This window comes from Virgibacillus sp. Bac330, assembly GCF_003667845.1.
Lineage (GTDB): Bacteria > Bacillota > Bacilli > Bacillales > Amphibacillaceae > Virgibacillus > Virgibacillus chiguensis.
In genome coordinates this window covers 1,101,274-1,125,155 of the sequence record NZ_CP033048.1, presented here as the reverse complement: position 1 = coordinate 1,125,155, position 23,882 = coordinate 1,101,274, and the positions used below count along the sequence as shown (strand labels likewise).

Here is a 23,882-nt window from a genome sequence, read left to right as displayed (position 1 = left end):
TAAGTAGAAAACAACAGACATTAGCGTTTTGTTTACAAGCAATAACTTAGCTCATTGACAAGCCACAAGCGATAAACGACTATATTATATACTATAAACTAATAAACGTTTATACATTCCAATAGTGAAAAAAAGTACAACCTTTTACAATTTTCATTATGTATTCATTTTTTATAACATAATTGCGTTACGTTATATCAAGGAGAAACAAAGAGGGGGAAATGATAAACATGGAAGAACGCTTTTTTGAAACATTTATTCATTGTTATTTTATAGCTTTTGGCGTAGTTATTGGCGGATCCATCCTCGGAAGTGTAGGTGCATTCATTACAGGAAACGCGCCGTTAACAGAGATCGGACGAATCGCAGTGCAATTAAGAATATGGGCTATCGTTGCAGCTATTGGAGGAACATTTGATGCAATAGCAAATTTTGAAAGAGGCATTTATGATGGGTCTACCATGGACTTATTTAAACAAGCATTATTTATCCTATCTGCAATGGGAGGAGTAAAAACAGCTATATTACTTCTGAATTGGTTAACACAGGAGGATATAGCATAATGCACATTCCTCCATATCATAAAAAAGTGACATGGCAACGTTTTTTTGTAGGAGTGATGGTTGGAGGAGTAATAGCCTATTGTATCTTGCTTTATATGTACGGAACAATGTATGAAGATCTAATTATCCGAACGAATCATATGCAAAGTGAAATAAGTCAACTAAGGAATCAAAATGAATCACTTCTTGCCGATAATGACGAACTTAATGAAAAATCAGTAAAACAAGTTACTATTGAATCCATCTCATTTACGGTAAAAAACACAGAAGAATTACGAATAGATCGCTTAATTGCAGGTAAATTAGAAGAACTGGTACAAGAGGAATTAAAACATATTATAGGGAAAGATTTATCTATAATTGCTGAAAGTGATAGCTTAATTGTAGCTTCATTAGAAAATAAAACATTCACTGTTGAAGAATTTGATTACACTTTTTCCGTTAACAAACTCATTATCTCTAATAATATCAAAATAATGGCCGATGCCAAACGTTCAGCATAGCTAGACTAATAGTAGCTTTTATAAAATATGTGAAATTGATGGGATTTTACTCTTTACAAGAAATTTCTTAATAGTACATGGACGATATGATCAAGAGAATCCCTTTCAAAAAGGAAATTGCTTTTATTTATTCAACTTCTGCACAATGTATAAACTCATTGTAAATAAACAAAAAGCAACGATGCCAGATAATATGACCTGTATCCAATTTACTTTATCATAAAATAAGCAAGAAACTAAACTGTAAATAATGATAATTGCAAAAGCAAAAACAGATGCTCCACTATACACTTTAAAATTCACAATCATCCTCCTTCCAGCTTTTTTTGGAAAATGGCTATTTTTAGAATGCAATAAAAGGCTTGGGGCATTCTCTTATCCTCGCGCGCTTGTTCCGTATCTTTTGAAAACTTGACTATTTGTTTATGGAACAAAGGCTCGGGCCGCTCGTTTAGCAACATAGCGAGTGGAACGAATCAACAAAAGTTTTAGGAATCATGCTCCTGCAACAGGAGTATGCCGGTGTCCTCCGGCAAGCCCGTCTTTAATCGGCCTTCCTATTTAAAACGAACCGATGATGACTTAGCTTAGGGCATGGCGTGAAGTCGACTAGTTGCTGGTGCTGGAGCCGGACGTGGCTAAATAACTTAGTTAGTTTATCCACAGTTGCTAAATTTGATGATTTCCTTAATTTCCCAGACCACAAAAACACGTCAACCTTTTATGAAGTATGTAGTAATCCGCTAGCATTACATCATATGAATTTTTTCAACACCCATTTTTCGAACGTTTTATGAAATATCCGAAAATTGTTCATGTTTAACATAATAATCATTTATACTAATAGTAAATCAACATTTTTATTCCCGTTAATATAGAAAGATTATATATTACAGAGCAAAACGATTACAGAAAGGAGTTGATGTAAACATGTGGGTAATCAGCCGCAGACAACAAAGAGATGAAAAAATAGCACGTTTGAAACAAGGTGATTCTGCATTTGCAGAATCTCTAGAATTAATTCGATTAATAAAGCGTGATATTGAAAAAGAGCATTTAGAAGTAATCTGTGAAGAAACTGCTTCTGGCTGCTGGTTTATACCAAAGAACAGAAGTAAAACTTCCTAAATTAGAATGTATAACTCTCTCAAAGCTTGGTATTCATAAAAGGCCCACACTAATATCGCATTCCATGCGCTTTACAAGCGGGATATTTGAGAAGGGGATGGACTCCCCCTTCTGTTTCTTTATTTCCAGTGCCTTACTAACACGTCTCTTCCTAATAATGCTACGCGTCGTAAGCTTCCACTATCATCTGTAAATCAGCAATTACTTGATCTGCCTCTTCCCACGTTATTACAGTAGCACCAGAAGCCATTGGATGACCGCCACCATTGTACTTGGTTGCTAATTCATTAATGCTTGGGCCTTTAGACCTTAATCGAACGCGAATGCTTTTTTCTTCTTCAACAAAAACAACCCATGCCACAATCCCCTTCACATCTCCCAAAGTACTAACCAACTGACTCGTTTCATTTGGATCAATACCGTATTGTTGCAATAAATCTTTGGTTAATTTTACATAAGCCATTCCAATGTCATCTATATAAAATTGTTGGTATATGTATCCTTTCAATTTGACTAAATTGTGTTGCATGCTATACAAATTTTCATATATAACAGAACGGTCAAAGTGATACGTAATCAGCTCCGAAGCAGCTTTAAATGTCTTCTCCGTAGTACTTGGATATAAAAATCTTCCTGTATCTCCTACAATGCCAGCATACAACAGACGGGCAACATCATCCGTAAGTGTAAATTTGTTGTTGTCAGAAGATGTATACAATTCGTAAATCATTTCACTTGTAGAGCTTGCTTTTGTATCCACCCATTGTATGTCTCCATATTCATCGACATTCGGATGGTGATCAATTTTAATAATCTTGTCTCCTAAAGTAAATCGCTGATCAGAAATCCGTTCCCTATTTGCTGTATCACATACAATAACAAGCGCACCTTCATATTGTTCATCAGAGATTATATCCATTTTTGCCAAAAAGGACAAAGAAGCTTCTTCTTCTCCAACTGCATAAACTTCTTTACCAGGAAAAGAATGCTTAACTAATTCCTTTAATCCCACTTGAGATCCAATTGCATCAGGATCTGGTCGCACATGTCGATGAATGATAACGGTAGAATATTGTTGAATTAACGCTAATATATTCTTCAAAAAGATCACCTACTAGAAAATGATTTTGTCTATCTGTAGCAAATTTTTTTTATAAAAGGTAAAATGGACAAAGAATCTATCTAAGATTCAGCTGGACTACATATACATACAAGCCGCAATAAGATTTATTGAACATGGATGGAGGGAGAAGTTATATGTTTATTTTTGCAGTTATTACTGTCACGGCATTTGTGCTTTGGATTTATTACAAAGTAGCTATTTTAAACACAAAAGACGGCTTAAAGCAAGCTTATTTTAACGCAAAATCACGTATTTGTTTAGGTAGCTTCCTCGTAGCCTTTACGATTAATCAATACATTTATTACGAAACACGTATTTCACTATTTGTTGGAATTGTATTTCTTGTTTTTGCTATCCCCCTTATTAGTCGAGGAATCAAAGAAGTTAAACATTACAAAAGTGAATGGAAACGATTAAACATGTCTAAATGATACGTTAACCATCGTTAGCTACTGTTCCCTACCTACACTAGTCTATGTAAATTTTGGATGAGGCAAAAAGTTTTCATTACCTCATCCATTTTTATTATAGGTTAAAGTGAGAATTTCTGCCTCTTTTTTAACCACTGATTGTTCGTAACCCAATACTATGACCGATAAGCTTGTTCCAAAAAGGGCGTTTGGTGCTGGTACACAGTTTAAACTTGTCCAATATACATATTATTGTTAGGATCAGAAAAACTTACAGTATGTCATAAAGTTAACGATTCATTAATTGAGCCATTAATAAACCTTTACTGGCAAGTTGCTGTTCCTCATATACCTCGATATCAATCTTAGCATACACTCTACCAATTTCTAATAATTTAGGCTTGATACGTAACGTGCTATCAATTTGCACTGGCTTAATGAAATAAATCGTTAAATTTTCGGCTACTAAGTCGCCTTTTTTATCCTGTAGCAATAATCTCCTGCTCGCTTCTGTCATTAAAGCTGTACAAACACCACTTGACAATGTTCCGAGTTGATTAGTCATTTGCGGGGCAACTTTCGTTTCAAAAACACCGGGTTCACTCTCTGATTCTACTATGTTTCGCGACACAATATCATCAATCGTCTCACCAATCTGGGGTTGACGTTGATTTTGTTGAAGCGCTTTTAATACGTCTTGCCTAGATATTATTCCCTGTAAATGATTCTGCTCATCTGTTACAGGGATCACTTCAATTCCTTCCCATACCATAAGGTGAGCCACAGAAGCTAAAGAAATATTCGTTTGGACGGTTTTAGGCTGCTTACTCATCACCTTGCTAATGGAAGTATCATTCGATTTCCCAACCACATCCTTTGACGTGACGATACCTAAAACCCTCCTCCGATCGTCTACAACCGGGAAACGCGTATGCTTTGAATAATTATTTAAGGCATACCAATCCTCTACCTCGTTACCTTCTTTTAGGTAAAAAGCTTTTTCATAAGGTGTATAAATATCCTCTACCAACACAATTTCCTTTTTAATTAATTGGTCATAGATCGCTCTATTTATCATTGCTGCTACCGTAAATGTATCATAACTGGTTGAAATAATAGGCAATTTTCTTTCATCGGCCAACCTTTTTATGTCTTCTGTCGTATCAAAGCCTCCCGTAATTAAAACTGCGGCTCCTTCTTTAATAGCTAATTCATGTGCTTTTGTACGGTTACCTACAATTAACAAGGCATCTGCCTCTGTATATCGCATCATGTCTTCTAGCTGCATGGCTCCGATAACAAATTTATTTAACGTTTTGTGTAACCCTTCTCTTCCACCTAGAACATGCCCTTCTACAATATTGATCAATTCAGCAAAAGTCAATTGTTCAAAATTATCTTTTTTCTTTTGTTCAATTCGGATGGTGCCTACACGTTCTATCGTACTAACGAGTCCTTTATTTTCTGCATCTTTAATGGCACGATAAGCTGTTCCATCACTCACGTGCAAATCTTTAGCAATTTGTCTAACTGAAATTTTATGCCCTACGTCTAAAGAATAAATATGCTCGATAATTTGTTCATGTTTACTTTTCATGGCACATACACCATCTTTCAACTGTACTAATAAATTATTTACCATTTATTATACAGTTGATCTTATAGAAACTCAATGATTATAGGTTTTTCGCTGTTTTTCTCTTTTCTGTTCCATTATTGGAGGCTGAATCATTTGTAATAAAGAAGCAATATTTGCACCAATTACAAGCAAAAATAAGAATAACCAACTCCCCCAAAACAATTGCTCAATAGAAGTGACACTTTGTGGTATAAATGGCCAAGCTACGTATAACAAAAAACTAGCAATCAAGATTCTTAATACTGCATACTGTCCTTTCATTTATTTTCCTCCTTTTATTCGTTTTAGATCTTTAGATACCAATCTAATGTAGCGTAAAAAAATGTGTCATATACCAATGAATCATCGCATCTCCATAGAAATAAGCAATCCATGTCCCGATTATTATATAAGGGGCAAATGGTGTTGGCTTACCTAGGCTTATTTGATTATATGCTAGTAACACTAAACCAATGATTGCTCCAATCATACTTGCAACGACGAAACTGAGAACAAGGTTGGTAGTACCTAACACAATGCCAAGTAATCCAAATAATTTCACATCCCCCATTCCCATTCCGCCGCGACTTACAATAACCACCAGTAACGGGATAAGCAAACCTACTAGTCCACCTTGAAATGTATCCCACCAAGGATCAAGCGGTACCATGACACGCAACAACATAAATACTGGTAGAAAAAATAAGAGTAATTGATTGGGAATAACCATGTAGAAAATATCAGATACGAGGCAAATGATAAGTAAGGAGCTAACTAATAATGCAACAATTAATTCCAAATTCCAACCAATGATAGAATAGCTTATCGTAAACACGGCTGCAGTCAATATCTCAATGATAGGATATATGGAGGAAATTTTATTTTTACAATGCCTACAACTACGTTTTAAAAAAGCATACGATAAAACAGGAATTAACTCAAACCAGCTTAGCCTTATACAACAATTAGGACAGCATGATCGTTCTGTTGTAAACGGCTGCTGCTTCGGCAAACGAAGACCAACAACAACAAAGAAAGATCCAAATATAAAGCCACTTAATGAGAAAAATAACAGTCGAACTATTTCCACTACATCATCTCCTTGAATAATAGACCAATTTTTTCGTTCATACTTTTCGTGTTTTTCATGTGATAATGGTATTTTTTTCTTGAGAAGAAATTACGCACGCTATACGAAACACTCTAAACATAACGTACAATTGGCATGATTTTTGTTGAGATTCATAGTTGAGATAAAAGTTTTTTACAAGAATGGAGGAGCTGTTAGAAAAACTTTCATGATTGTCAAAGCGTTAGGTTCCAAAAAAAGCTAAAAAAGAATACACAGCAAAATAGGATTGTTTTTTCAAAGGGGTTACAACCAATAAACTAAGCGAGGGATTTTTATTTCATGTTGACGATACATATGATGATTATCGTGGGTTTTGAAGAATTTAAAGAGATCTTGTATTGAAAGAAATCTTGTGTTGGGTGTAAGGAGGTTTAAAACGAAGCCTTGACCATAGGAAGTTTATAAACCGCGGGTAGAGACCCACGGTTTATTGAATGGTAATGATTACAGATGTACAGCTTCACCAATCTTCATTACCTTTCCAATACCAGGCTCGACTTGCTTTGCAAAAGCAGCTGCATCTTGCTCAATAACGGGGAAAGTATTGTAATGAATGGGCACAACTGTTTTAGCCCCCACCCATTTCGCAGCAATGAGAGCGTCTTCTGGTCCCATCGTAAAATTATCCCCAATTGGAATAAATGCTAGCTCTATATCATTCATTTCACCAATCAATTTTAAATCAGAGAAAAGTCCTGTATCTCCAGCATGGTAAATGGTTTTTCCGTTAATAGTAAGTAATATACCAGCAGGCATTCCAGTATAAACAATGGAGCCATCTTCTTCTGTATAGGCTGATCCGTGGAAGGCTTGTGTAAACTTTACCGTACCGAAATCAAAGCTATTTTTCCCACCAATATGCATTGGATGCACTTGCAAACCTTTTGTTCCTAAAAATTCAGCTAATTCATTTGGCGCAATAACCATTGCATTTGTTCGCTTAGCAATCGAGATCGTATCACCCACATGATCGTTATGACCATGTGTTAATAAAATGTAATCTGGTGAAACGATTTCAGCATCTAAATCACATGCCTCATTTCCTGAAATGAATGGGTCAATCAATATGTTGTGTTTATCGGTTTCAACCTGTACAACGGAATGACCATGATAAGATATTTTCACAACAACCTCTCCTTTCAAGTATTTTGATTCATTATAGCAAACCTGTCTATATGTTTTATACCCTAAGGGACTATTTTTTACACATTTGAACTGGAGCTTGTGTTAGGTAACCAAGTGTGACCTAAAGTAAATTTAAAACAGCTTCCTATCCGATAAATTTTTCTTTCAGCAATATTTTTTCAGTGAAACTTGGCTTGTCGCCAAGCTTTTGTTTTTGCTAGACGATATAACAAAAGATCTTATTCGATCTAAAGAAAAAATTTTGTGACACGTTACATTCTCCATTCATTTCACACCTTTCTTAAAACCATCTTTGTTATAATAGTACATAAACATTAAAGGAGTGTTATAATCATGAAACAAAGAATCGAAACACTTTTACGCCATATGGATCAGCAGCATATGGAAAGTATTTTAATTACGTCACCGGCAAATGTATATTACATAACGAACTACTTTACCGACCCACATGAACGTCTAGTTGCTGTATATATACGTAAGCATGAAGATCCTATTCTCGTTCTTCCTGCAATGGAGAAAGCAGATGCTAAAAACGCAGGTTGGAAACACTCTATTATTTCGTATCAAGATCACGAAAACCCTTGGGAAATGCTATCTAAAGTAATAAAGCAAAACGAAACTATTCCAAAAACAATTGGCGTGGAGTTTAATCATTTTACATTAGACCGCCAAACCATACTGCAACAGATTTTACCGCAAACAGAAATTAGACAAGCTGAAGCGTTATTAGCTCAATTAAGGCTTATTAAAAACGAATATGAATACAAAAGGCTTAAAACAGCAGCAGAACTTGCTGATTTTGGTATAAAAACAGGGGTTGAAGCAATAAAAGAAGGGATAACGGAGTTAGAAATTGTCGCTAAAATTGAATTTGAACTAAAAAAACAAGGTGTGCAAGCGATGTCGTTTTCCACGATCGTTTTATCCGGTACAAAAACAGCCTCTCCTCACGGAAACCCATCGTTAAAAAAAATTGCTAAAGGTGATTTGGTTTTATTTGACTTAGGCGTTGTATATGAAGGTTATTGTTCTGATATCACAAGAACAGTTGCTTTTAAATCCATTACCAAGGAACAAGATCGTATCTATAACAATGTGTTACATGCACAACAAAAAACGATAGAATCAGCTAAAGCAGGTGTTGCTGTAGGGAAATTAGATCAAGTTGCGCGAAACGCAATAAACTCAAATGGATATGGGGACTATTTCACGCATCGAATTGGGCACGGATTAGGTATCCAAACTCACGAATACCCATCTATGCATAGTGATAACACATTACCATTGCAGGAAAATATGTGCTTTACTGTTGAGCCAGGCATCTACGTGCCTAATATTGGGGGTGTAAGAATAGAAGATATGCTATTTATCAAAGAAAGTGGTCCAGAAGTTTTAACGCAATTTCCAAAGGAATTAATGATTGTTGATTAGACAATTAAAAATGATCAAAGCGTGGCAATGAATGTAAGAAGAAGCAGCGGTGGGTAGTCACGCTGCTTTTTCATTGACTAGGAAATTAAGGAAATTATAAAATTTAGCAGCTGTGGATAAACTTACTAAGTTATTTAGCCACGTCCGGCTCCAGCGCCAGCAACTGGGAGCCTTCACTCCATTGCCCTAAGCTAAGTCATCATCGGTTCGTTCTAAATAGGGAAGGCCGACTAAAGAGGCTTGCCGGAGGGCGCCGACATACTCCGGTTGCAGGAGCATGATTCCTAAAACTTTCGTTGGTTCGTTCCACTCGCTACGTTGCTAACCGGGCGCCCCGAGCCTTTGGTCTTTTACTTGTCGTTTTCACATATTATTACAACTCAAGTAATGTGTGTGGGTCGACATAGTTCATTTCATGAGCATTTGCGACGCCTTGATGAGTTACAATTCCTTTCCATGTATTTACCCCTTTTAAGAGTGATTCGTTATTTTGAAAAGCCATCTCCACTCCAAAGTTAGCCAATTGCAAAGCATATGGCACAGTGACATTCGTCAATCCAATAGTAGACGTTCTAGGAACAGCTCCTGGCATATTAGCTACGGAGTAATGTAAGACACCATGCTTCGTATAAGTTGGGTTATCATGCGTAGTGACATGGTCACTCGTCTCAAATATTCCTCCTTGGTCAATAGCTACATCTACAATGACAGACCCATCAGACATATTTTGTACCATTTCTTCCGTTACTAATTTTGGTGCTTTCGCTCCTGGGATTAGCACTGCTCCTATGACAAGATCCGACTCAGCTAAAGCGAGACTTATATTCATTGGATTCGACATCATCGTATTAATTGAGAAACCAAAAATATCATCAAGCTGTCGTAAACGTTCTGGATTCAAATCAATTAAAGTTACATCTGCTCCTAAACCGACAGCTATTTTCGCTGCGTTTGTTCCAACAACTCCGCCACCAATAATAGTGATTTTGGCCCGTCTGACACCAGGAATTCCGCTTAACAGAATACCTTTTCCACCTTTCGTTTTCTCTAAAAACTGAGCGCCGATTTGTGAAGCCATCTTCCCAGCTACTTCACTCATAGGTGTTAAAAGCGGTAATGTATTATTTGGTAATTGCACTGTCTCATAAGCAATTGCAGTCACTTTTTTATTAACTAACTCTTTCGTTAGCTCTGCTTCTGCTGCTAAATGCAAATATGTAAATAAAATTTGACCTTCATAAAAATAACTATATTCTTCTGGTAAAGGCTCTTTCACTTTCATTACCATTTCTTGTGACCATGCTTCTTTTGGGCTTGAAACAATGGTAGCGCCAGCATTTACGTATTGCTCATCAGAAAAACCTGATCCTAAACCTGCATTTGTTTCCATAAAAATTTGATGACCAGCCTTTGTTAATGTTAAGACGCCAGACGGAGCCATCGCCACCCTATTTTCATTGTTTTTTATCTCTTTTGGTACTCCGATGTTCATCTTGTAAATACCTCCTTCATCAATATAATTCATTTATAATCTAACAGTATCAAATATTTAAAAAAATAGGAAGTAGAAAGAAATGGAGATATAGGTTTTTTTGAAAAAATTTCCTAATAGAGCTTATGAAAATGTAAACTTTTACGTTTTCAGTTTTTGTTTAAAGTGGGGATAAATTAATAACAATCGGGATGAAAGGGATAGGAAGAACAGTGATGATAAAAAAGACCGCTTCTTTGCCCTACAGGAAAAGAGACTCACTAGTCTTTAACGGAAAACCGTAGCGACGAGAGCCTCTATTAAAAAATTAATTTTTTCGATTATTAAAAGTATAGATCCCCTTATTATTATGCAGTTGTTCCACAACCCCACTTTGATAGCTTTCATTTAACTGATTTCGAACTGCCTCTACACCTTTTTCATCTGAAAACAATTTCTTGGAACCATGGTTTTGCTGATTATTTTTTGCCAAATATATCCCTCTTTCACTGAATAGAGATTGTAGCAAAAGCGAAATGGCTTTTGAACTCACTTATAGTATTGCCGTGATATGTGGCGATATTATACTATTATTTTAACAAAAACACCATATATTGATTGTTGTAAAAGTAAAATGGGTATATAGTGGAAATAGAAAGGGGAGATGAAAAGTGGAATATAAAAATATTGTTGTTGCGGTAGATGGATCTGAAGCATCTGAAAAAGCATTTAAGAAATCACTCGCCATCGCCAAAAGGAATAACGATGCAAGGCTCATTCTAGCACATGTTGTTGATTCTCGAACATTTGCTACTGCAGAAGCATACGATCGTACTTTAGCAGAAAGAGCGGATGAGTATGCAAAAGAGCTACTAGATAGCTACGTTGATAACGCTAAAGGAGCCGGAGTGGACGATTTAGTACGTTGTGTGGAATATGGATCTCCGAAAGTAAAAATTGCAAAAGATATTGCCAAACAATTTGAAGCCGATTTAATTATTTGTGGAGCAACAGGTATGAATGCAGTAGAAAGATTTTTAATTGGAAGTGTATCGGAAAACATTACTCGTTACGCCACATGTGATGTTCTTGTCGTTCGATAAAAGCTTTAACCGTATACAGCGCTTCTGTTAGGAAGCGCTGTCTGAACTATAGCAACAAGTTTTATAAGGGTTTTGTCATGGCTAAACCACGCCAAAACCTTTATAATTGTCTATAAAATTATAAAATTTTGCAAGGTGTGGATAAACTTACTAAGTTATTTAGCCACGTCCGGCTCCAGCGCCCAGCAACTAGGCGACGTACTTCATTGCCCTAAGCTAAGTCATCATCGGTTCGTTCCAAATAGGAAGGATCGACTAAAGACGGGCTTGCCGGAGAGCCCGGCATACTCCTGTTGTAGCAGCATGATCCCTAAAACTTTCGTTGATTCGTTCCACTCGCTACGTTGCTAAAACGAGCGCCCGAGCCTTTGGTCTTAAATTGACTCTGTTAGTCGAACTGTGTCCCGTGCAATCATTACTTCTTCATTTGTAGGAATAATGATTACTTTTACAGGGGAATGAGGATAATTAACAAATTGTTCTTTTCCTCGTGTGTTATTCAATGTAGGATCCCAGTATACACCCATAAATTCTAAGCCGCGTAAAACTTTCTCCCGAATTAATACACTGTTTTCTCCAACTCCAGCTGTGAAAATGATCGCATCGACGCCACTCATTTTAGCTGCATAAGAACCTAAGTATTTATGGATACGTTCAGCAAATACATCTAATGCAAGCTTAGCTCTAGGATCTTCATCTGCCTTTTGCTCAATATCCCTTAAATCGCTAGAAAAACCAGATAAAGCTAACATACCACTTTCTTTATTTAACACATGAACGACTTCCGAAGCTGATTTTCCTGTTTTCTCCATAATATATGGTATAAGTGCTGGATCAATGTCTCCAGAACGAGTCCCCATTGTTAAACCAGCTAGTGGTGTGAACCCCATTGACGTATCAAGTGATTCTCCACCTTGAATAGCAGCGATACTAGACCCATTTCCTAAGTGGCAAGAGATTAACCTTAAATTTTCAAGTGGCACACCTAACAATTCTGCTGCACGCTGGGAAACGTATTTATGCGATGTCCCATGGAAACCATATTTACGAATACCATAGTCTTCATAGTAATTATATGGCAAACTATATAAGTAAGATGACGGCGGCATGGTTTGATGAAACGCAGTATCAAACACAGCAACCATAGGCACTTCTGGCAAGATATGACGAAATGCATGGATGCCCGTTAAATGTGCTGGATTGTGTAAAGGAGCTAATTCAGAGATTTCTTCAATTCCTTGAATAACCTGTTCAGTAATTAACACAGAATCGCTAAATTTTTCTCCTCCATGAACAATACGATGCCCTACTGCATTAATTTCATCAAGGGACGTAATGACACCCGATTTTTTCAAACCTTCTAATAATTTCTTTACAGCTTCTTCATGATTAGGAATGTCACCTACGAATTTTTCTTTTTTCTCTTGTGCTTTCATTTCAAAGATAGCTTCATGAAGACCAATTCTTTCTACAAGCCCTTTAGCAAGAACCGTTTCTTCTGGCATTTTTATTAGTTGGAATTTCAAAGATGAACTACCGGCATTAATAGCCAATACGTTACTCATTGCTGTTCAACTCCTCTTTTTATACGTTTGGAACCAATTATTTATTTGACCTAAAATATCTCCCATTGCATTGGTATTTGAAAAAGAAGGCATTTTCACCAATAATGGTTGTTTAGGAGTGGTGGTATGGCGACCTTTTTTTTGTAAAATTAAAATACTCTTTTTTTGTTTATCTGTTTGGAATGCTGTATCAGGTAAACCTAGTAGTCCTACAATATGTGCATGTTCATGTAAAAATTTCTTTAATTGATCTGCCTGATCACTTTCAAACAAAAACTCAGGAATAACAAATATAAGATATCCTCCATCTACAGTATACTTAAGACTTTGCTCCATAAATAAATGATGTGCATAGGAATGGCCTTCTTTTGCTTGTAATTCAAAGCGTGACGCCCGCACATCATCAGGGTAATAACCCACTGGTAAATCTGCTACAACTAAATCAACCGGGTCTAGTAAAAAAGGTTGCAAACTATCTTGGTGAAAAAATTCAATTTGCTGCTTTTGTAGATTGGCATTCCATACACCTAGTTGAATTAATGTTGAATCGACTTCACTTGCATACGCTTCTTTATCTTGAGAAAGTTGACTAAATACAGTTGTCAACAAGTTTCCAGTACCGCTTGCTGGATCAAAAATACGTATTTCTTTTTTCTCATCCATTAGTTTGTTGCTTAGATAAGCTATAATCAAAGCAATTGTTTCAGGAGTCATCATATGCTGTGCTTGAGTTGAGCCTTTCATTCCTTTTAATATTGCTAGCTGATTTGCCTTTCTAATCTCTTCAACTGTATAGTCAGCTAAGGATGTGGTTTGTAATAATGTTTCCAGCTTATGAGTCAGTTGTTCGTCATGATTTATTGTAGGTGTGCAGTGAAAAATACATTCTTGTGCATATATCAAGCTGTCTAAATAAGTTTCATTCACATATTCTTGGATAGTTGTAGTAATCTCATCTATCCAACTATAAAGTGACTCTACATTTGTTTTTGAATTCTTCATTCATTGCAGCCTCCATTCGGTTGCTATAAAGCGTCATCTATTGTATCAAAAGGATTAAATGAATACAATGAATTGTGCTTTCATCCGATTGGACAGTAAAAATCCCCCTCCCAATGGAGAGAGATGTTAATTTGCTTTCTTCGCAGCCTCCAGAGCAGCTTCATAATCTGGATGATTGCTCACTTCACTCACATATTCGACGTATTGAACTGTGTCGTTACGATCGATGATAAAAATAGCTCGCGCAAGCAAGCGTAATTCTTTTATAAGAACTCCGTATTGATGACCAAAATTTGCATCACGGTGGTCGGATAACGTTTCTAATTTATCGATATTATGCTCGGTTACCCAACGCTTTTGTGCAAAAGGCAAATCCATACTCATTGTTAGCACTTGAACGCTACCTATTGCAAATGCTTCTTCATTAAACCGCTTTGTTTGATCAGCACATACACCAGTATCAATCGAAGGAACGACACTGATTAGCTTTACTTTCCCTTTGTAATCATCCAACGTTGCATCTTGTAAATCAGTCGTCAATACCCTGAAGTTTGGTGCTTGATCACCAACTTGCACCTCTGTACCTAACAGGGTAACTGGTTTATGTTGGAATGTCACATTTGCCATAAGAATCATTCCTTCCTAAATAATTGTATTCCCCTACTATTATGAATTGATTCATGATCCATGTCCACTATTTTACGAGGAATAATTTGTGAACAAAATAACAACCGCTTTCATTTTTGTTTATACACATTCAACTTTGTTTCACCATTCCGTTTACAAATCACTCCGATTACCATATTTATAGTGAAAATGATAATTCCCCTTTAGAATTACCCCAAAAGTTCAATACTCTTAAATCAAACATCATATTGCGTCGGAGCTTGTTTCTCTTTTTTTTCGGTATCTTTCTTAGATGACTGTTTCTTGTCAGCAGATTGAATGATCTCTTGTACTTTTTCGACAACTTGAGGAGCAAAATGCAACATTTTTTCATAAATATGTGTTTGCTCATCTAAATGAACCATCTTAATTCCTTGATTACTTGCAATTAAAAAGGCTACAGGTGTAATGGATACGCCACCTCCACTACCACCGCCAAAGGGCAATGTCGCTTCACTGTCTGATGAAAGGTTACTTGTTGATTGAAATTCACTACCACCTGCTGCAAAACCAAAACCAACTTTAGATACAGGAATAATTATACTACCATCTGGAGATTGTACAGGATTACCTATAATGGTATTTGCCTCCACCATATCCTTTAAGTTTTCCATTGCTGTTGTCATTAAACCTTGTATTGGATGATCTTCCATATACTTTACACTCCTTTAACTTTGCTTTGTTTGCATATCTACTATTCGTAACACTTGTATAAAACTAGTTATAGCTTGTGTGATTTTAATGGATACCATACAAGAAAAATACATCTCTATATATCTTTGTTGAAATAAAGGTTGCACTTGCAAGTCTGATTTGCAACTTTGCTTACTTTTCCCTATAATCCAGCTAGTTATGACACCTTTAATTCCCCAAACGAAACCAGAAAGCGTGCCTGTTACAGCCGCATCCCCTGTCCCTCCTTTCGTATACCATTGCCATTGCTGAATAACGATATGTTGTAAAATAGCTTTGGCTATAGCATTGATCTCTTTTAGAAGACGATACATTTTTTGTAACTGGTCAGATAAACAATCAAAAGAATGCGCTTCATACGTTTCCAGTTGCTGAAGTTGAATTGTCTTATTTACTATTTGAATAAAAAGCCAACTTATTTTTATATGTAAAACAAATTGCGTTGGAGAGTATTCAATACGAATATTCATTTTCCAATTAATGGAACAAATCATGATTATAAGTATTAATAAAATAAATAAAATCCAAAATATAATCCACACACTTTTCACCCCATTACAAGTTATTATTCTACTGCAATTCTATTTTTATCCAAAAATAACTACAAACGGTACTTTTTTTAAATCTTTTGTTAAACATGGTAGAATGAAGTGAAACAATCTTTCATAATAAAAAAAGCATACATAGACGGAGGGTGTAATAGGATGGAACGAAATAACTTGTTTTTTTACTACTTAAATCCAACCGGTATAGAAGAAAAAATAGCGACTATTCATCATGCAGCAATTGAAAACGGTTTTAAAGTTGTAGAAGATGCTAAACACGCAAATATAATTGTGAGTATCGGTGGCGATGGTGCTTTTCTGCAGGCAGCTAGAAAAACAAAATACCGTCAAAATTGCATTTATATTGGAATTAATCGCTCAGGAGAAGCCAGTTTATATTGTGATTTTTATTTGGACAATGTTAATGAAATGATGCATACTATGCAGCATGAAGAACTTGAAGTAAGACGTTTTCCTATTATTAAAGTAAATATTAACGATGAGACTAGCTTCTTTTGCCTTAACGAACTAAGTGTTCGTTCTACCATTATAAAGTCAATTGTGATGGATGTATTCATTGATGAGCAACATTTTGAAACATTTCGCGGAGATGGCTTAATTGTTGCTACTCCTACTGGGAGTACTGGATATAATAAATCTACAAATGGTGCTGTCATAGACCCTCGCATTCCTTGTTTCCAAGTAACAGAACTGGCATCCATTAACAATAACCGTTATCGTACACTTGGTTCTTCTTTTATACTTAACAAAGACAGAACTTTACGTTTGTCTGTGCGTCAAGATGGAAATGATTACCCAATTATTGGCCTTGATAATGAAGCATATTCCATTAAAAACATTCAGGATATCACTGTTACTTTAAGCGACAAAGTCGTAAAAACTGTAAAATTAAAAAATAATTCTTTCTGGGATCGTGTCAAACGAACCTTTCTGTAAGTTAACTTTATACTCTACTTCTACGCATTGCGAAATTTAGCTTTTAAAGGCACAAAAGCACAAGCGCCCGTTTAGCAACGTAGCGGCTGGAGCGAATCAACGAATGTTTTAGGAATCATGGTGAGACGGAGTTGACGAACCAATGATGACATAGCTTAGGGGCGATTCGTAGTTGCCTAGTTGCTGGGCGATGGAGCCGGACGCGGCTAAATAACTTAGTAAGTTTATCCACAGCTGCTAAATTTTAATAATTTCCTAGTCTACAAGCAAAAGGACTACCCTTGAACGGATAGTCCTTTTTTACCATACATATTATTTTAGTAAGTTTGTTGACCACCAAATTGTTGCTCTGCCATTTGTACTAGACGTTTCGTAATTTCCCCACCAACAGATCCGTTAGAGCGAGAAGTTGAATCTGGTCCTAATTGAACACCAAATTCTTGAGCAATTTCATACTTCATTTGATCTAGAGCTTGTTGTACACCAGGGACTACTAATTGATTTGAATTGTTAGTTGCCATATTAAATCACCTCCTTGGTACTTATAGAATGTGTACCAAGAAGAAAATCCATTCATAATTTTGTTTGGTAGTTACTGTAAATAAAGGAATAGATGTTACATATATAACCCAAACATAGCAAAGCACCTTAAGAACTGATACAATAATACGCCGCGCTTTAACTAAACAGTGTATATTCCACTATGCCAGGAATAAAAACACCTCCGACAAAATGTTAACTATGTCAAGCCATTCATTTTGTCTTTAAAATAAATCAACGTAAGCATTTTCGTTAGAAGTAATTTTAATTGTCTCTACTTCCATTATAGCTTCATTCATTAACTTCGTGAAATCTGCTTTTGCTTCAAAATGATTAGCTTTATCTCTTTTTGGTTTGGTTTTTGGAGATTTTGGCACAAAGACCGTACAGCAATCCTCATAAGGAAGAATGGAAGTCTCAAATGTACCAATTCTTTTAGCTATATCAATTATTTCTGTTTTGTCCATTGCAACCAATGGCCTCAATATAGGGAAGTTTGTAACTTCATTAATAACATGCATGCTTTCCATCGTTTGACTAGCAACTTGACCTAAATTTTCTCCTGTAGTTAAGGATAAAATGGATTGATCTTGACAAATTTTTTCACTAATTTGCATCATTACACGACGCATAATCGTCATTGCATAACCATCAGGCACCTGCCGAAATATTTCCTGTTGTAACTTCGTAAATGGCACCAGATGAACTTGCATAGATTTCCCAAAATGTGTCAATTGTTTAGCTAAATCAAGCACTTTTTGCTTTGCTCGCTCGCTCGTAAATGGAGGGGAATGGAAGTGTATAGCCTCCAATTGAACACCTCGTTTCATTGCCAGATAACCAGCAACAGGACTATCAATACCGCCGGATAATAGCAATAACGATTTACCAGAAGTACCAACTGGTAACCCGCCAGCTCCTTGGACAACACTGGACGTAATATACGTGGCTTCATGGCGAATTTCAATTTTAATTTCTATATCTGGGCGATGAACATCTACTGTAATACCACTTGTATTCAATAACAAATGTCGTCCTACTACCTGGTTAAATTCTTGCGATCGAATTGGAAAAGCTTTGTTTATGCGCTTTACTGTCACTTTAAATGTCTTAGCAGCAGTATTTTTCTTTAGTGCATATAGCGCTGCTGCTTTAATATTTTCAGGTTCATTTTCTTCCTTAATGGCCAAGCTTAAACTATGAATACCAAAAATATATTTACACTTCGCTATGATCGGTTCTGGATCATGACCATTTAATAAAATAAACATTCTGCCTTGCGTGCGTTTTACCTTTACGTTTTCATAATCCTGCAATTTACTTTGAATATTCTCCTGCAAACGAAGAACAAATGCTTTCATATTTTTTCCTTTTAAAGCCATTTCTCCGTAACGAATTAATATATGATCGTATTGCATAAATATCTACCCCAGTACATTTTTTAATTGCTGTATACTCTTACTTAATATATTAATAAACCTTTGTAACTCTTCCATTGTATTCATATAGGAAAGACTAATACGAAGTGCAGATGTTGCCCTTGACTTAGGTAAACCACAACCTACAAGAACCCTACTGTCCTCGGATTGCTTAGAAGAACAAGCGGACTTCGTTGAAATATAAATACCATGATTGGCTAGTGTGTGAATGAGAACCTCTGGCTTTATACCAGGAACAGAAAAATTGATAATGTGTGGTGCTGCATGTAACGGCGTATTTATAAAAACATCCGGCAGTTCCTCTAGCTCCTTACGAATGTATTGTTGCATTTGTATTAGGTCGTATCTTTGATTTTTTTCTTTTTCCAAAATCAATCGTAATGCTTTTATGAATGAAACTGCTCCTGGCAAATTTTCTGTTCCAGAACGTATTCCTTGTTCCTGAGACCCTCCATGAAATAATGGATAAAGTGTGGTTCGATCTTTCACATATAAGATGCCAGTTCCCTTTAACCCATGGATTTTATGGCCTGACATCGTACACAGATCTATTCCACTATCTTTGAAAGACAAAGGCACTTTCCCTAGCCCCTGCACGTAGTCAACATGGAAAAATAATTTCGGATAACGCTTGGAAATTTTTGCAATTTCCTCAATAGGTTGTATCGATCCAAGTTCGCTATTTACGTGCATGATACTTATTAAAATTGTGTCATCTTGGATGGCCGCCTGTAAATCATTTAAATTAATAACCCCCTCTTGGTTAACGGGTAAATAGGTGACATCAAAGCCTAATGTCTCCAGACCTTTGCACGCTTCGTATACAGATGCATGTTCAATAGCAGTTGTAATTATATGCTTTCCTCTATGCTGATGCTCAAAAGCAATTCCTTTAATTGCTAGATTATTCCCTTCCGTTCCACCAGAAGTAAATACAATTTCGGAAGGAGCAACTTCTAATAACTTAGCTGCCTCTCCTTTTGCTTGATGCAACAATTTCTCCGATTCTCCCCCTAGTGAATGGATAGAAGAAGGATTCGCAAAAAAATGCATGGACACTTTTTCATAGCTTTTTAACACAGATGCTTCCGGTTTAGTGGTTGCACTATTATCTAAATAAATCATTTTCTATATTGCCATACCTCTCTTTTTTTATGTTTCATATCCAAGTTAAAACTGTTACAAAAAACTTGGCTTGTCGCTACATTTTTATGGCGACAAGCCATGTTTTTTATACTATAAAAAAGTATAAAAACAAAGGTCTATAGTGAGAAAAACTACAGCTTTTTCCAGAGTGTCTTGGCGATAGATCAAGTTCTTCTAATCACCTTTTTTAAAGTGAAAAAAGGATATCATCGAATGCATATCCTTCTTCCATACGACCTTGTATATACTTATTCCTCAACAGCGGATTGGTAAGCCTCAATGCGCTTTAGGGCTCCCGGCTCGACCTCTTCAATTGCTTTAGCCGCATTCTCAAGTGCTAATTCATACTCATATTTCCGAAACAAACGTTCCGACTCCGCCAATTTTTCCGCTAACAACGGGTATTGACTCCGATATCGGTTTGCATATTGAATGACCTGCTCAGTCAAATAGGCTTGTTCTAACATCAATTCTGTTTGTTCTACACAATAGGTCACAGCGTTTTTCGCATCATTTAATGCTTGTTGCACTTCTGCCATCTCTAAAGGCTGATTTTCTAATGCTTTTACGACACGTTGATTTTTATCATTCGCTGTTTCTATAAGATTCCAAATAAATGTAGGAACTCCAGGTACATTACTTTTTTTAAGCTTTCGTTGTACAGAATACAACTCATTCCGCATTTCTGTCAACTTTTCCTTAGCCTCTAGCTCATCTTTGCGTAGGTTTTGAATTCGTTTTCTGAATGCTTGATGGCTTTCTTTTAATTTCTCAATTTCTTCAAGGGCTGCTTCTATTTCATTTCGAAGCTTTGTATGCGGCGATTTTTCTTCTTTCAAATCGGAGACGACTGTTTCCACTTGTGAATTTAATTTCGAAATCAATTTTTCCAAGGATATATATTTTTCCATATCACTATCTTCAAAATAATAAGCCTTTTGTAGCTGCTCTACCTCTTGCTTTGTGTCATTAAAAGTAGCTGTAACTTCTTGCATCGTTTGTTGATAAGTCGGTAATTTTGTTTCCACATAATTTTTAGCAATTGCCTCTTTTTCCAATAATTGATACATTTCCTTGGAACGTGTTTCGATCTCTTCAATTAATGTCTCGCCATTAGCCATGTCACCTTTATCCAGTTTATCCACCATCTGTGTAAGCTTTTGCTGATAGTTGCGAATTTCTTTTTCAAACGCAAGATGCTCAACGCGGTACCCTTCACTTTTCATTTCCTTAATTCCCGAAAGTAGATCATCTAATTGAGAAGGAAGCTCTTGTTTACACATTTTATATACATGTGGAAATTCCTCAAGCTGTATTTGCAAATGGTCAAGAGAAAGTTTAAGATTATCAACCAATTGTTTTGCCTCTATGTAATTCCCTTCTTCTATTAGTTCATAGTAAGAAGCAAGCTCTTTAAACAGTTCATCTAATTTTGTTTCAAAATAACTCTCTGCTTTCCCATATTGATAACGATTTTGCGATAGTTTCTTCCGCAAATCTTTTAGCGTTGGTTCAACATATTCGATTTCTTTTCGACTCTCTGCTTCAGAATTGAGTAATTCATCCACTTCTTTAATAATTTGTTCAATTTCCATTTCTACTTTTTGAAGTATTTTTTCCACTTCTGCTAAAGTTTTTTTTGCTTTTGAAAAGCGATAACGGTCTGCTGCTTCCTCTGCATCAAACAAATGCTCTTCAATATCTGTTAATTCCTTTGTAACAATATGTTCCCAACGCTCTTTCCACGCCTCAAACTTATCTTGCGTTTCTCCAGACAAGTTAAGTATTTTTATACGGGAGAGCTCGGCATTGATGTTTCGACCCATGATATCCATTTTCCAAGCTTCATTGCGATCGACAACATCATATACCCTTTTACGTAAAATTAGTCCTGTAATAATAAGTGCGATAACTACAAGTATAATGCCAATGATGTATGCCATAAAATGCCTCCCAACTAAATCTCCTAAGACCCTTTTCCTAATTTTTCAATTACAACGCTTCGATAACTAAAACGATACGCCTTTAATATTTATATTGAAACCACTACTCACGCGGATTCAAGGTATCACGCAACTCTTATATAAGCATATAACAAACATTCTCTTAAACAAGGGAAGTTAAAAATACACACAACTTTCGACTGTAGTTCGTATAGGTATTATAATAACAAAATTTGAGAATGGTTTTTTAACATTATATTTAGCGAATCATAATAAATCTACCTATTATAATACCATGTTCTACGTACCTTTTGCTAAAAAAATACAAATTAATTGCATAATCGTTAAAAATATTACATTTGATAAATAAAAATAATCCCTAGAAATTATTTCCTCCCATTCTATAATTTGCAAACCTTATACGAAATGACTTTATTTGTCTATCAAATCTATCCTCTACGCATAATTTTTTTGCTTCATAACTAAACAATCAAGCCAGTCATGAATTGTTTTCACATAATTTCGAACGAAGATTTGGTGCGAGTATTCTCCAATTATTTGATGTTTCCATTCATTTGGCATCATATATGGTGTTACTAACATACCTTTCAACTGCATAAACAAATAGGTTCGATCATTAATTGATGTCCGTTCCTCATCCAACACTCCGTAGAACGCTTGAGTTAATAGATGATTTTCCTTCGCTAAGTATGTAACGGAGATTTCTCTTACAAAAACGGAATCTAATGACAACTCTCTATGGATAAAACAAGAGAATTGATGCTTTGTTTGTTTATACTGTATAATGAAAAAAATTAATTCTTTTAGTTGTTGCAATTTGTTTAAATGTTGATTCTGTTTAATGGTAGCTTCTACTGTTTCAAGGTATTTTTCATAGTAATCTGTAACAGCAAATTCAAGTAAACCTTGTTTTCCTTTGAAATAATAGCTGATCAAGGATACATTGACTCTTGCTTTATCTGCAATATCACGTACGGATGTACCATGAAACCCTTTTTGAAAAAAGAGTTCAGTAGCCGCTTCAATAACCTTTTGTTTTGAGGGATTTATTTTCATTTAATTCAACTCCTTATATCAACTTTACGACAAACGGAATCACTTATCCTGCATTTTTTACTCGACAAAAATAACACCTTTGTCGAAATTCACTGTAATAAAGGGGACGTTTTTTTATGTTTCAAACTATTTATTATTCGGGAGATAAACAGAAAGATTATGATTTGTTAATTCGCCAGCTTCAAGCGTTAAGCGATGGGGAGCAAGATGAAATAGCCGTTCTCTCTAATGCATCTGCGCTTTTAAATCAATTTTTAGATAACACAAACTGGGTTGGATTTTATATTTGGAAAGAAGAACAAAATGAATTAGTGCTAGGGCCTTTTCAAGGCTTACCAGCCTGTATTCGAATTGGTTATGGAAAAGGCGTTTGTGGTACAGCTATTGTGGAAAAAAAGACGCAACTCGTTGCAGATGTCCACCAATTCCCTGGTCATATTGCTTGCGATGGGGACACTAATTCGGAAATAGTCGTACCTATTATACTAGATGATAAAATATTTGGCGTACTAGATATTGATAGCCCTATACATGACCGATTTGATGAAACAGATCGAATTTACTTGGAGAAATTTGTACAAACGTTGCAGTACTATTTAAGCGTACCTAAGACGACTAGTTAGAAAACTTGGCTTGCCGTCAACTTTTTATAGCGGAAGCTGTAGCTTTTCACACTGTCAT

At 35.9% G+C, this 23,882-nt stretch carries 26 protein-coding genes; 8 read left to right on the top strand and 18 right to left on the bottom strand.

Features of this window, described 5'->3' with window-relative positions:
- The first annotated feature begins 230 nt into the window (after window positions 1-230).
- The gene (locus D9780_RS05020; RefSeq protein WP_073010088.1) at window positions 231-563 is read left to right on the top strand and encodes a sporulation membrane protein YtrH; all 333 of its coding nucleotides are present in this window, start codon (window positions 231-233) and stop codon (window positions 561-563) included.
- The gene (ytrI, locus tag D9780_RS05015; protein WP_121639476.1) at window positions 563-1,066 is read left to right on the top strand and encodes a sporulation membrane protein YtrI; all 504 of its coding nucleotides are present in this window, start codon (window positions 563-565) and stop codon (window positions 1,064-1,066) included. The genes D9780_RS05020 and ytrI overlap by 1 nt, the downstream gene beginning before the upstream one ends.
- Window positions 1,067-1,189: 123 nt before the next feature.
- Here the strand turns inward: ytrI and D9780_RS05010 are convergent, their stop codons facing one another.
- Window positions 1,190-1,369 carry a hypothetical protein gene (locus D9780_RS05010; RefSeq protein ID WP_121639475.1) on the bottom strand — a complete coding sequence of 60 codons (180 nt, stop codon included), beginning with the start codon at window positions 1,367-1,369 and terminating at the stop codon, window positions 1,190-1,192.
- A 627-nt stretch (window positions 1,370-1,996) separates the two neighbouring features.
- On the opposite strand from D9780_RS05010, the gene D9780_RS05005 reads away from it, so the two are divergent.
- Window positions 1,997-2,194, top strand: a complete 198-nt coding sequence (locus D9780_RS05005; protein ID WP_073010079.1) for a YtzJ family protein — start codon at window positions 1,997-1,999, stop codon at window positions 2,192-2,194.
- 160 nt (window positions 2,195-2,354) lie between these two features.
- Here D9780_RS05005 and D9780_RS05000 read toward each other — a convergent pair whose 3' ends face one another.
- Window positions 2,355-3,302 carry a DHH family phosphoesterase gene (locus D9780_RS05000; RefSeq protein WP_121641431.1) on the bottom strand — a complete coding sequence of 316 codons (948 nt, stop codon included), beginning with the start codon at window positions 3,300-3,302 and terminating at the stop codon, window positions 2,355-2,357.
- A gap of 149 nt (window positions 3,303-3,451) precedes the next feature.
- On the opposite strand from D9780_RS05000, the gene D9780_RS04995 reads away from it, so the two are divergent.
- Window positions 3,452-3,748: a YtpI family protein gene (locus tag D9780_RS04995; protein WP_121639474.1), complete on the top strand. Its 297-nt coding sequence runs from the start codon at window positions 3,452-3,454 to the stop codon at window positions 3,746-3,748.
- 268 nt (window positions 3,749-4,016) lie between these two features.
- On the opposite strand, the gene D9780_RS04990 is transcribed toward D9780_RS04995, so the two are convergent.
- The 4 genes from D9780_RS04990 to D9780_RS04975 all read right to left on the bottom strand — a co-directional run bounded on the left by D9780_RS04990 (window position 4,017) and on the right by D9780_RS04975 (window position 7,602).
- Window positions 4,017-5,324 carry a DRTGG domain-containing protein gene (locus D9780_RS04990; RefSeq protein WP_121639473.1) on the bottom strand — a complete coding sequence of 436 codons (1,308 nt, stop codon included), beginning with the start codon at window positions 5,322-5,324 and terminating at the stop codon, window positions 4,017-4,019.
- 72 nt (window positions 5,325-5,396) lie between these two features.
- Window positions 5,397-5,627 (bottom strand): hypothetical protein, encoded by a 231-nt coding sequence (locus tag D9780_RS04985; protein WP_121639472.1) that lies wholly within the window; start codon window positions 5,625-5,627, stop codon window positions 5,397-5,399.
- Between the two features lie 43 nt (window positions 5,628-5,670).
- A complete protein-coding gene (locus tag D9780_RS04980; RefSeq protein ID WP_121639471.1) occupies window positions 5,671-6,435 on the bottom strand; it encodes a prepilin peptidase in 765 nt (254 codons plus the stop codon).
- 486 nt (window positions 6,436-6,921) lie between these two features.
- Window positions 6,922-7,602 (bottom strand): metal-dependent hydrolase, encoded by a 681-nt coding sequence (locus D9780_RS04975; protein WP_116279438.1) that lies wholly within the window; start codon window positions 7,600-7,602, stop codon window positions 6,922-6,924.
- Between the two features lie 354 nt (window positions 7,603-7,956).
- Here D9780_RS04975 and D9780_RS04970 point away from each other — a divergent pair, with 354 nt between their 5' ends.
- Window positions 7,957-9,054 carry a M24 family metallopeptidase gene (locus D9780_RS04970; RefSeq protein WP_121639470.1) on the top strand — a complete coding sequence of 366 codons (1,098 nt, stop codon included), beginning with the start codon at window positions 7,957-7,959 and terminating at the stop codon, window positions 9,052-9,054.
- Window positions 9,055-9,427: 373 nt separating this feature from the next.
- On the opposite strand, the gene ald is transcribed toward D9780_RS04970, so the two are convergent.
- Window positions 9,428-10,546 carry an alanine dehydrogenase gene (ald, locus tag D9780_RS04965; RefSeq protein ID WP_073010059.1) on the bottom strand — a complete coding sequence of 373 codons (1,119 nt, stop codon included), beginning with the start codon at window positions 10,544-10,546 and terminating at the stop codon, window positions 9,428-9,430.
- Between the two features lie 307 nt (window positions 10,547-10,853).
- Window positions 10,854-11,018 (bottom strand): hypothetical protein, encoded by a 165-nt coding sequence (locus tag D9780_RS20980; protein ID WP_162985788.1) that lies wholly within the window; start codon window positions 11,016-11,018, stop codon window positions 10,854-10,856.
- A gap of 178 nt (window positions 11,019-11,196) precedes the next feature.
- Between D9780_RS20980 and D9780_RS04960 the strand changes: the two genes are divergently transcribed.
- On the top strand, window positions 11,197-11,628 hold the full coding sequence (locus tag D9780_RS04960) for a universal stress protein (protein WP_073010055.1): 432 nt from the start codon (window positions 11,197-11,199) through the stop codon (window positions 11,626-11,628).
- Between the two features lie 374 nt (window positions 11,629-12,002).
- Here the strand turns inward: D9780_RS04960 and D9780_RS04955 are convergent, their stop codons facing one another.
- The 5 genes from D9780_RS04955 to D9780_RS04935 form a co-directional block, all read right to left on the bottom strand.
- A complete protein-coding gene (locus D9780_RS04955) occupies window positions 12,003-13,193 on the bottom strand; it encodes an acetate kinase (protein ID WP_121639469.1) in 1,191 nt (396 codons plus the stop codon).
- 6 nt (window positions 13,194-13,199) lie between these two features.
- Complete coding sequence (locus D9780_RS04950) at window positions 13,200-14,195, bottom strand: class I SAM-dependent methyltransferase (RefSeq protein WP_121639468.1); 996 nt, start codon at window positions 14,193-14,195, stop codon at window positions 13,200-13,202.
- A 126-nt stretch (window positions 14,196-14,321) separates the two neighbouring features.
- A complete protein-coding gene (gene tpx, locus D9780_RS04945; protein ID WP_073010046.1) occupies window positions 14,322-14,822 on the bottom strand; it encodes a thiol peroxidase in 501 nt (166 codons plus the stop codon).
- A gap of 236 nt (window positions 14,823-15,058) precedes the next feature.
- Window positions 15,059-15,514 (bottom strand): GerW family sporulation protein, encoded by a 456-nt coding sequence (gene ytfJ, locus D9780_RS04940; RefSeq protein ID WP_073010043.1) that lies wholly within the window; start codon window positions 15,512-15,514, stop codon window positions 15,059-15,061.
- 15 nt (window positions 15,515-15,529) lie between these two features.
- On the bottom strand, window positions 15,530-16,096 hold the full coding sequence (locus D9780_RS04935; RefSeq protein WP_121639467.1) for a DUF2953 domain-containing protein: 567 nt from the start codon (window positions 16,094-16,096) through the stop codon (window positions 15,530-15,532).
- Between the two features lie 162 nt (window positions 16,097-16,258).
- Between D9780_RS04935 and D9780_RS04930 the strand changes: the two genes are divergently transcribed.
- Window positions 16,259-17,056: an NAD kinase gene (locus D9780_RS04930; RefSeq protein WP_121639466.1), complete on the top strand. Its 798-nt coding sequence runs from the start codon at window positions 16,259-16,261 to the stop codon at window positions 17,054-17,056.
- A gap of 317 nt (window positions 17,057-17,373) precedes the next feature.
- Here the strand turns inward: D9780_RS04930 and D9780_RS04925 are convergent, their stop codons facing one another.
- The 5 genes from D9780_RS04925 to refZ form a co-directional block, all read right to left on the bottom strand.
- On the bottom strand, window positions 17,374-17,577 hold the full coding sequence (locus tag D9780_RS04925) for an alpha/beta-type small acid-soluble spore protein (RefSeq protein ID WP_073010034.1): 204 nt from the start codon (window positions 17,575-17,577) through the stop codon (window positions 17,374-17,376).
- A 243-nt stretch (window positions 17,578-17,820) separates the two neighbouring features.
- On the bottom strand, window positions 17,821-19,014 hold the full coding sequence (gene thiI / locus D9780_RS04920) for a tRNA uracil 4-sulfurtransferase ThiI (protein ID WP_121639465.1): 1,194 nt from the start codon (window positions 19,012-19,014) through the stop codon (window positions 17,821-17,823).
- A gap of 6 nt (window positions 19,015-19,020) precedes the next feature.
- A complete protein-coding gene (locus tag D9780_RS04915) occupies window positions 19,021-20,160 on the bottom strand; it encodes a cysteine desulfurase family protein (protein ID WP_073010028.1) in 1,140 nt (379 codons plus the stop codon).
- Between the two features lie 269 nt (window positions 20,161-20,429).
- The gene (gene ezrA, locus D9780_RS04910) at window positions 20,430-22,124 is read right to left on the bottom strand and encodes a septation ring formation regulator EzrA (protein WP_121639464.1); all 1,695 of its coding nucleotides are present in this window, start codon (window positions 22,122-22,124) and stop codon (window positions 20,430-20,432) included.
- Window positions 22,125-22,580: 456 nt separating this feature from the next.
- Window positions 22,581-23,201: a forespore capture DNA-binding protein RefZ gene (gene refZ, locus D9780_RS04905; protein WP_073010022.1), complete on the bottom strand. Its 621-nt coding sequence runs from the start codon at window positions 23,199-23,201 to the stop codon at window positions 22,581-22,583.
- Between the two features lie 116 nt (window positions 23,202-23,317).
- Between refZ and D9780_RS04900 the strand changes: the two genes are divergently transcribed.
- On the top strand, window positions 23,318-23,824 hold the full coding sequence (locus tag D9780_RS04900; RefSeq protein ID WP_121639463.1) for a GAF domain-containing protein: 507 nt from the start codon (window positions 23,318-23,320) through the stop codon (window positions 23,822-23,824).
- Window positions 23,825-23,882: the final 58 nt, after the last annotated feature.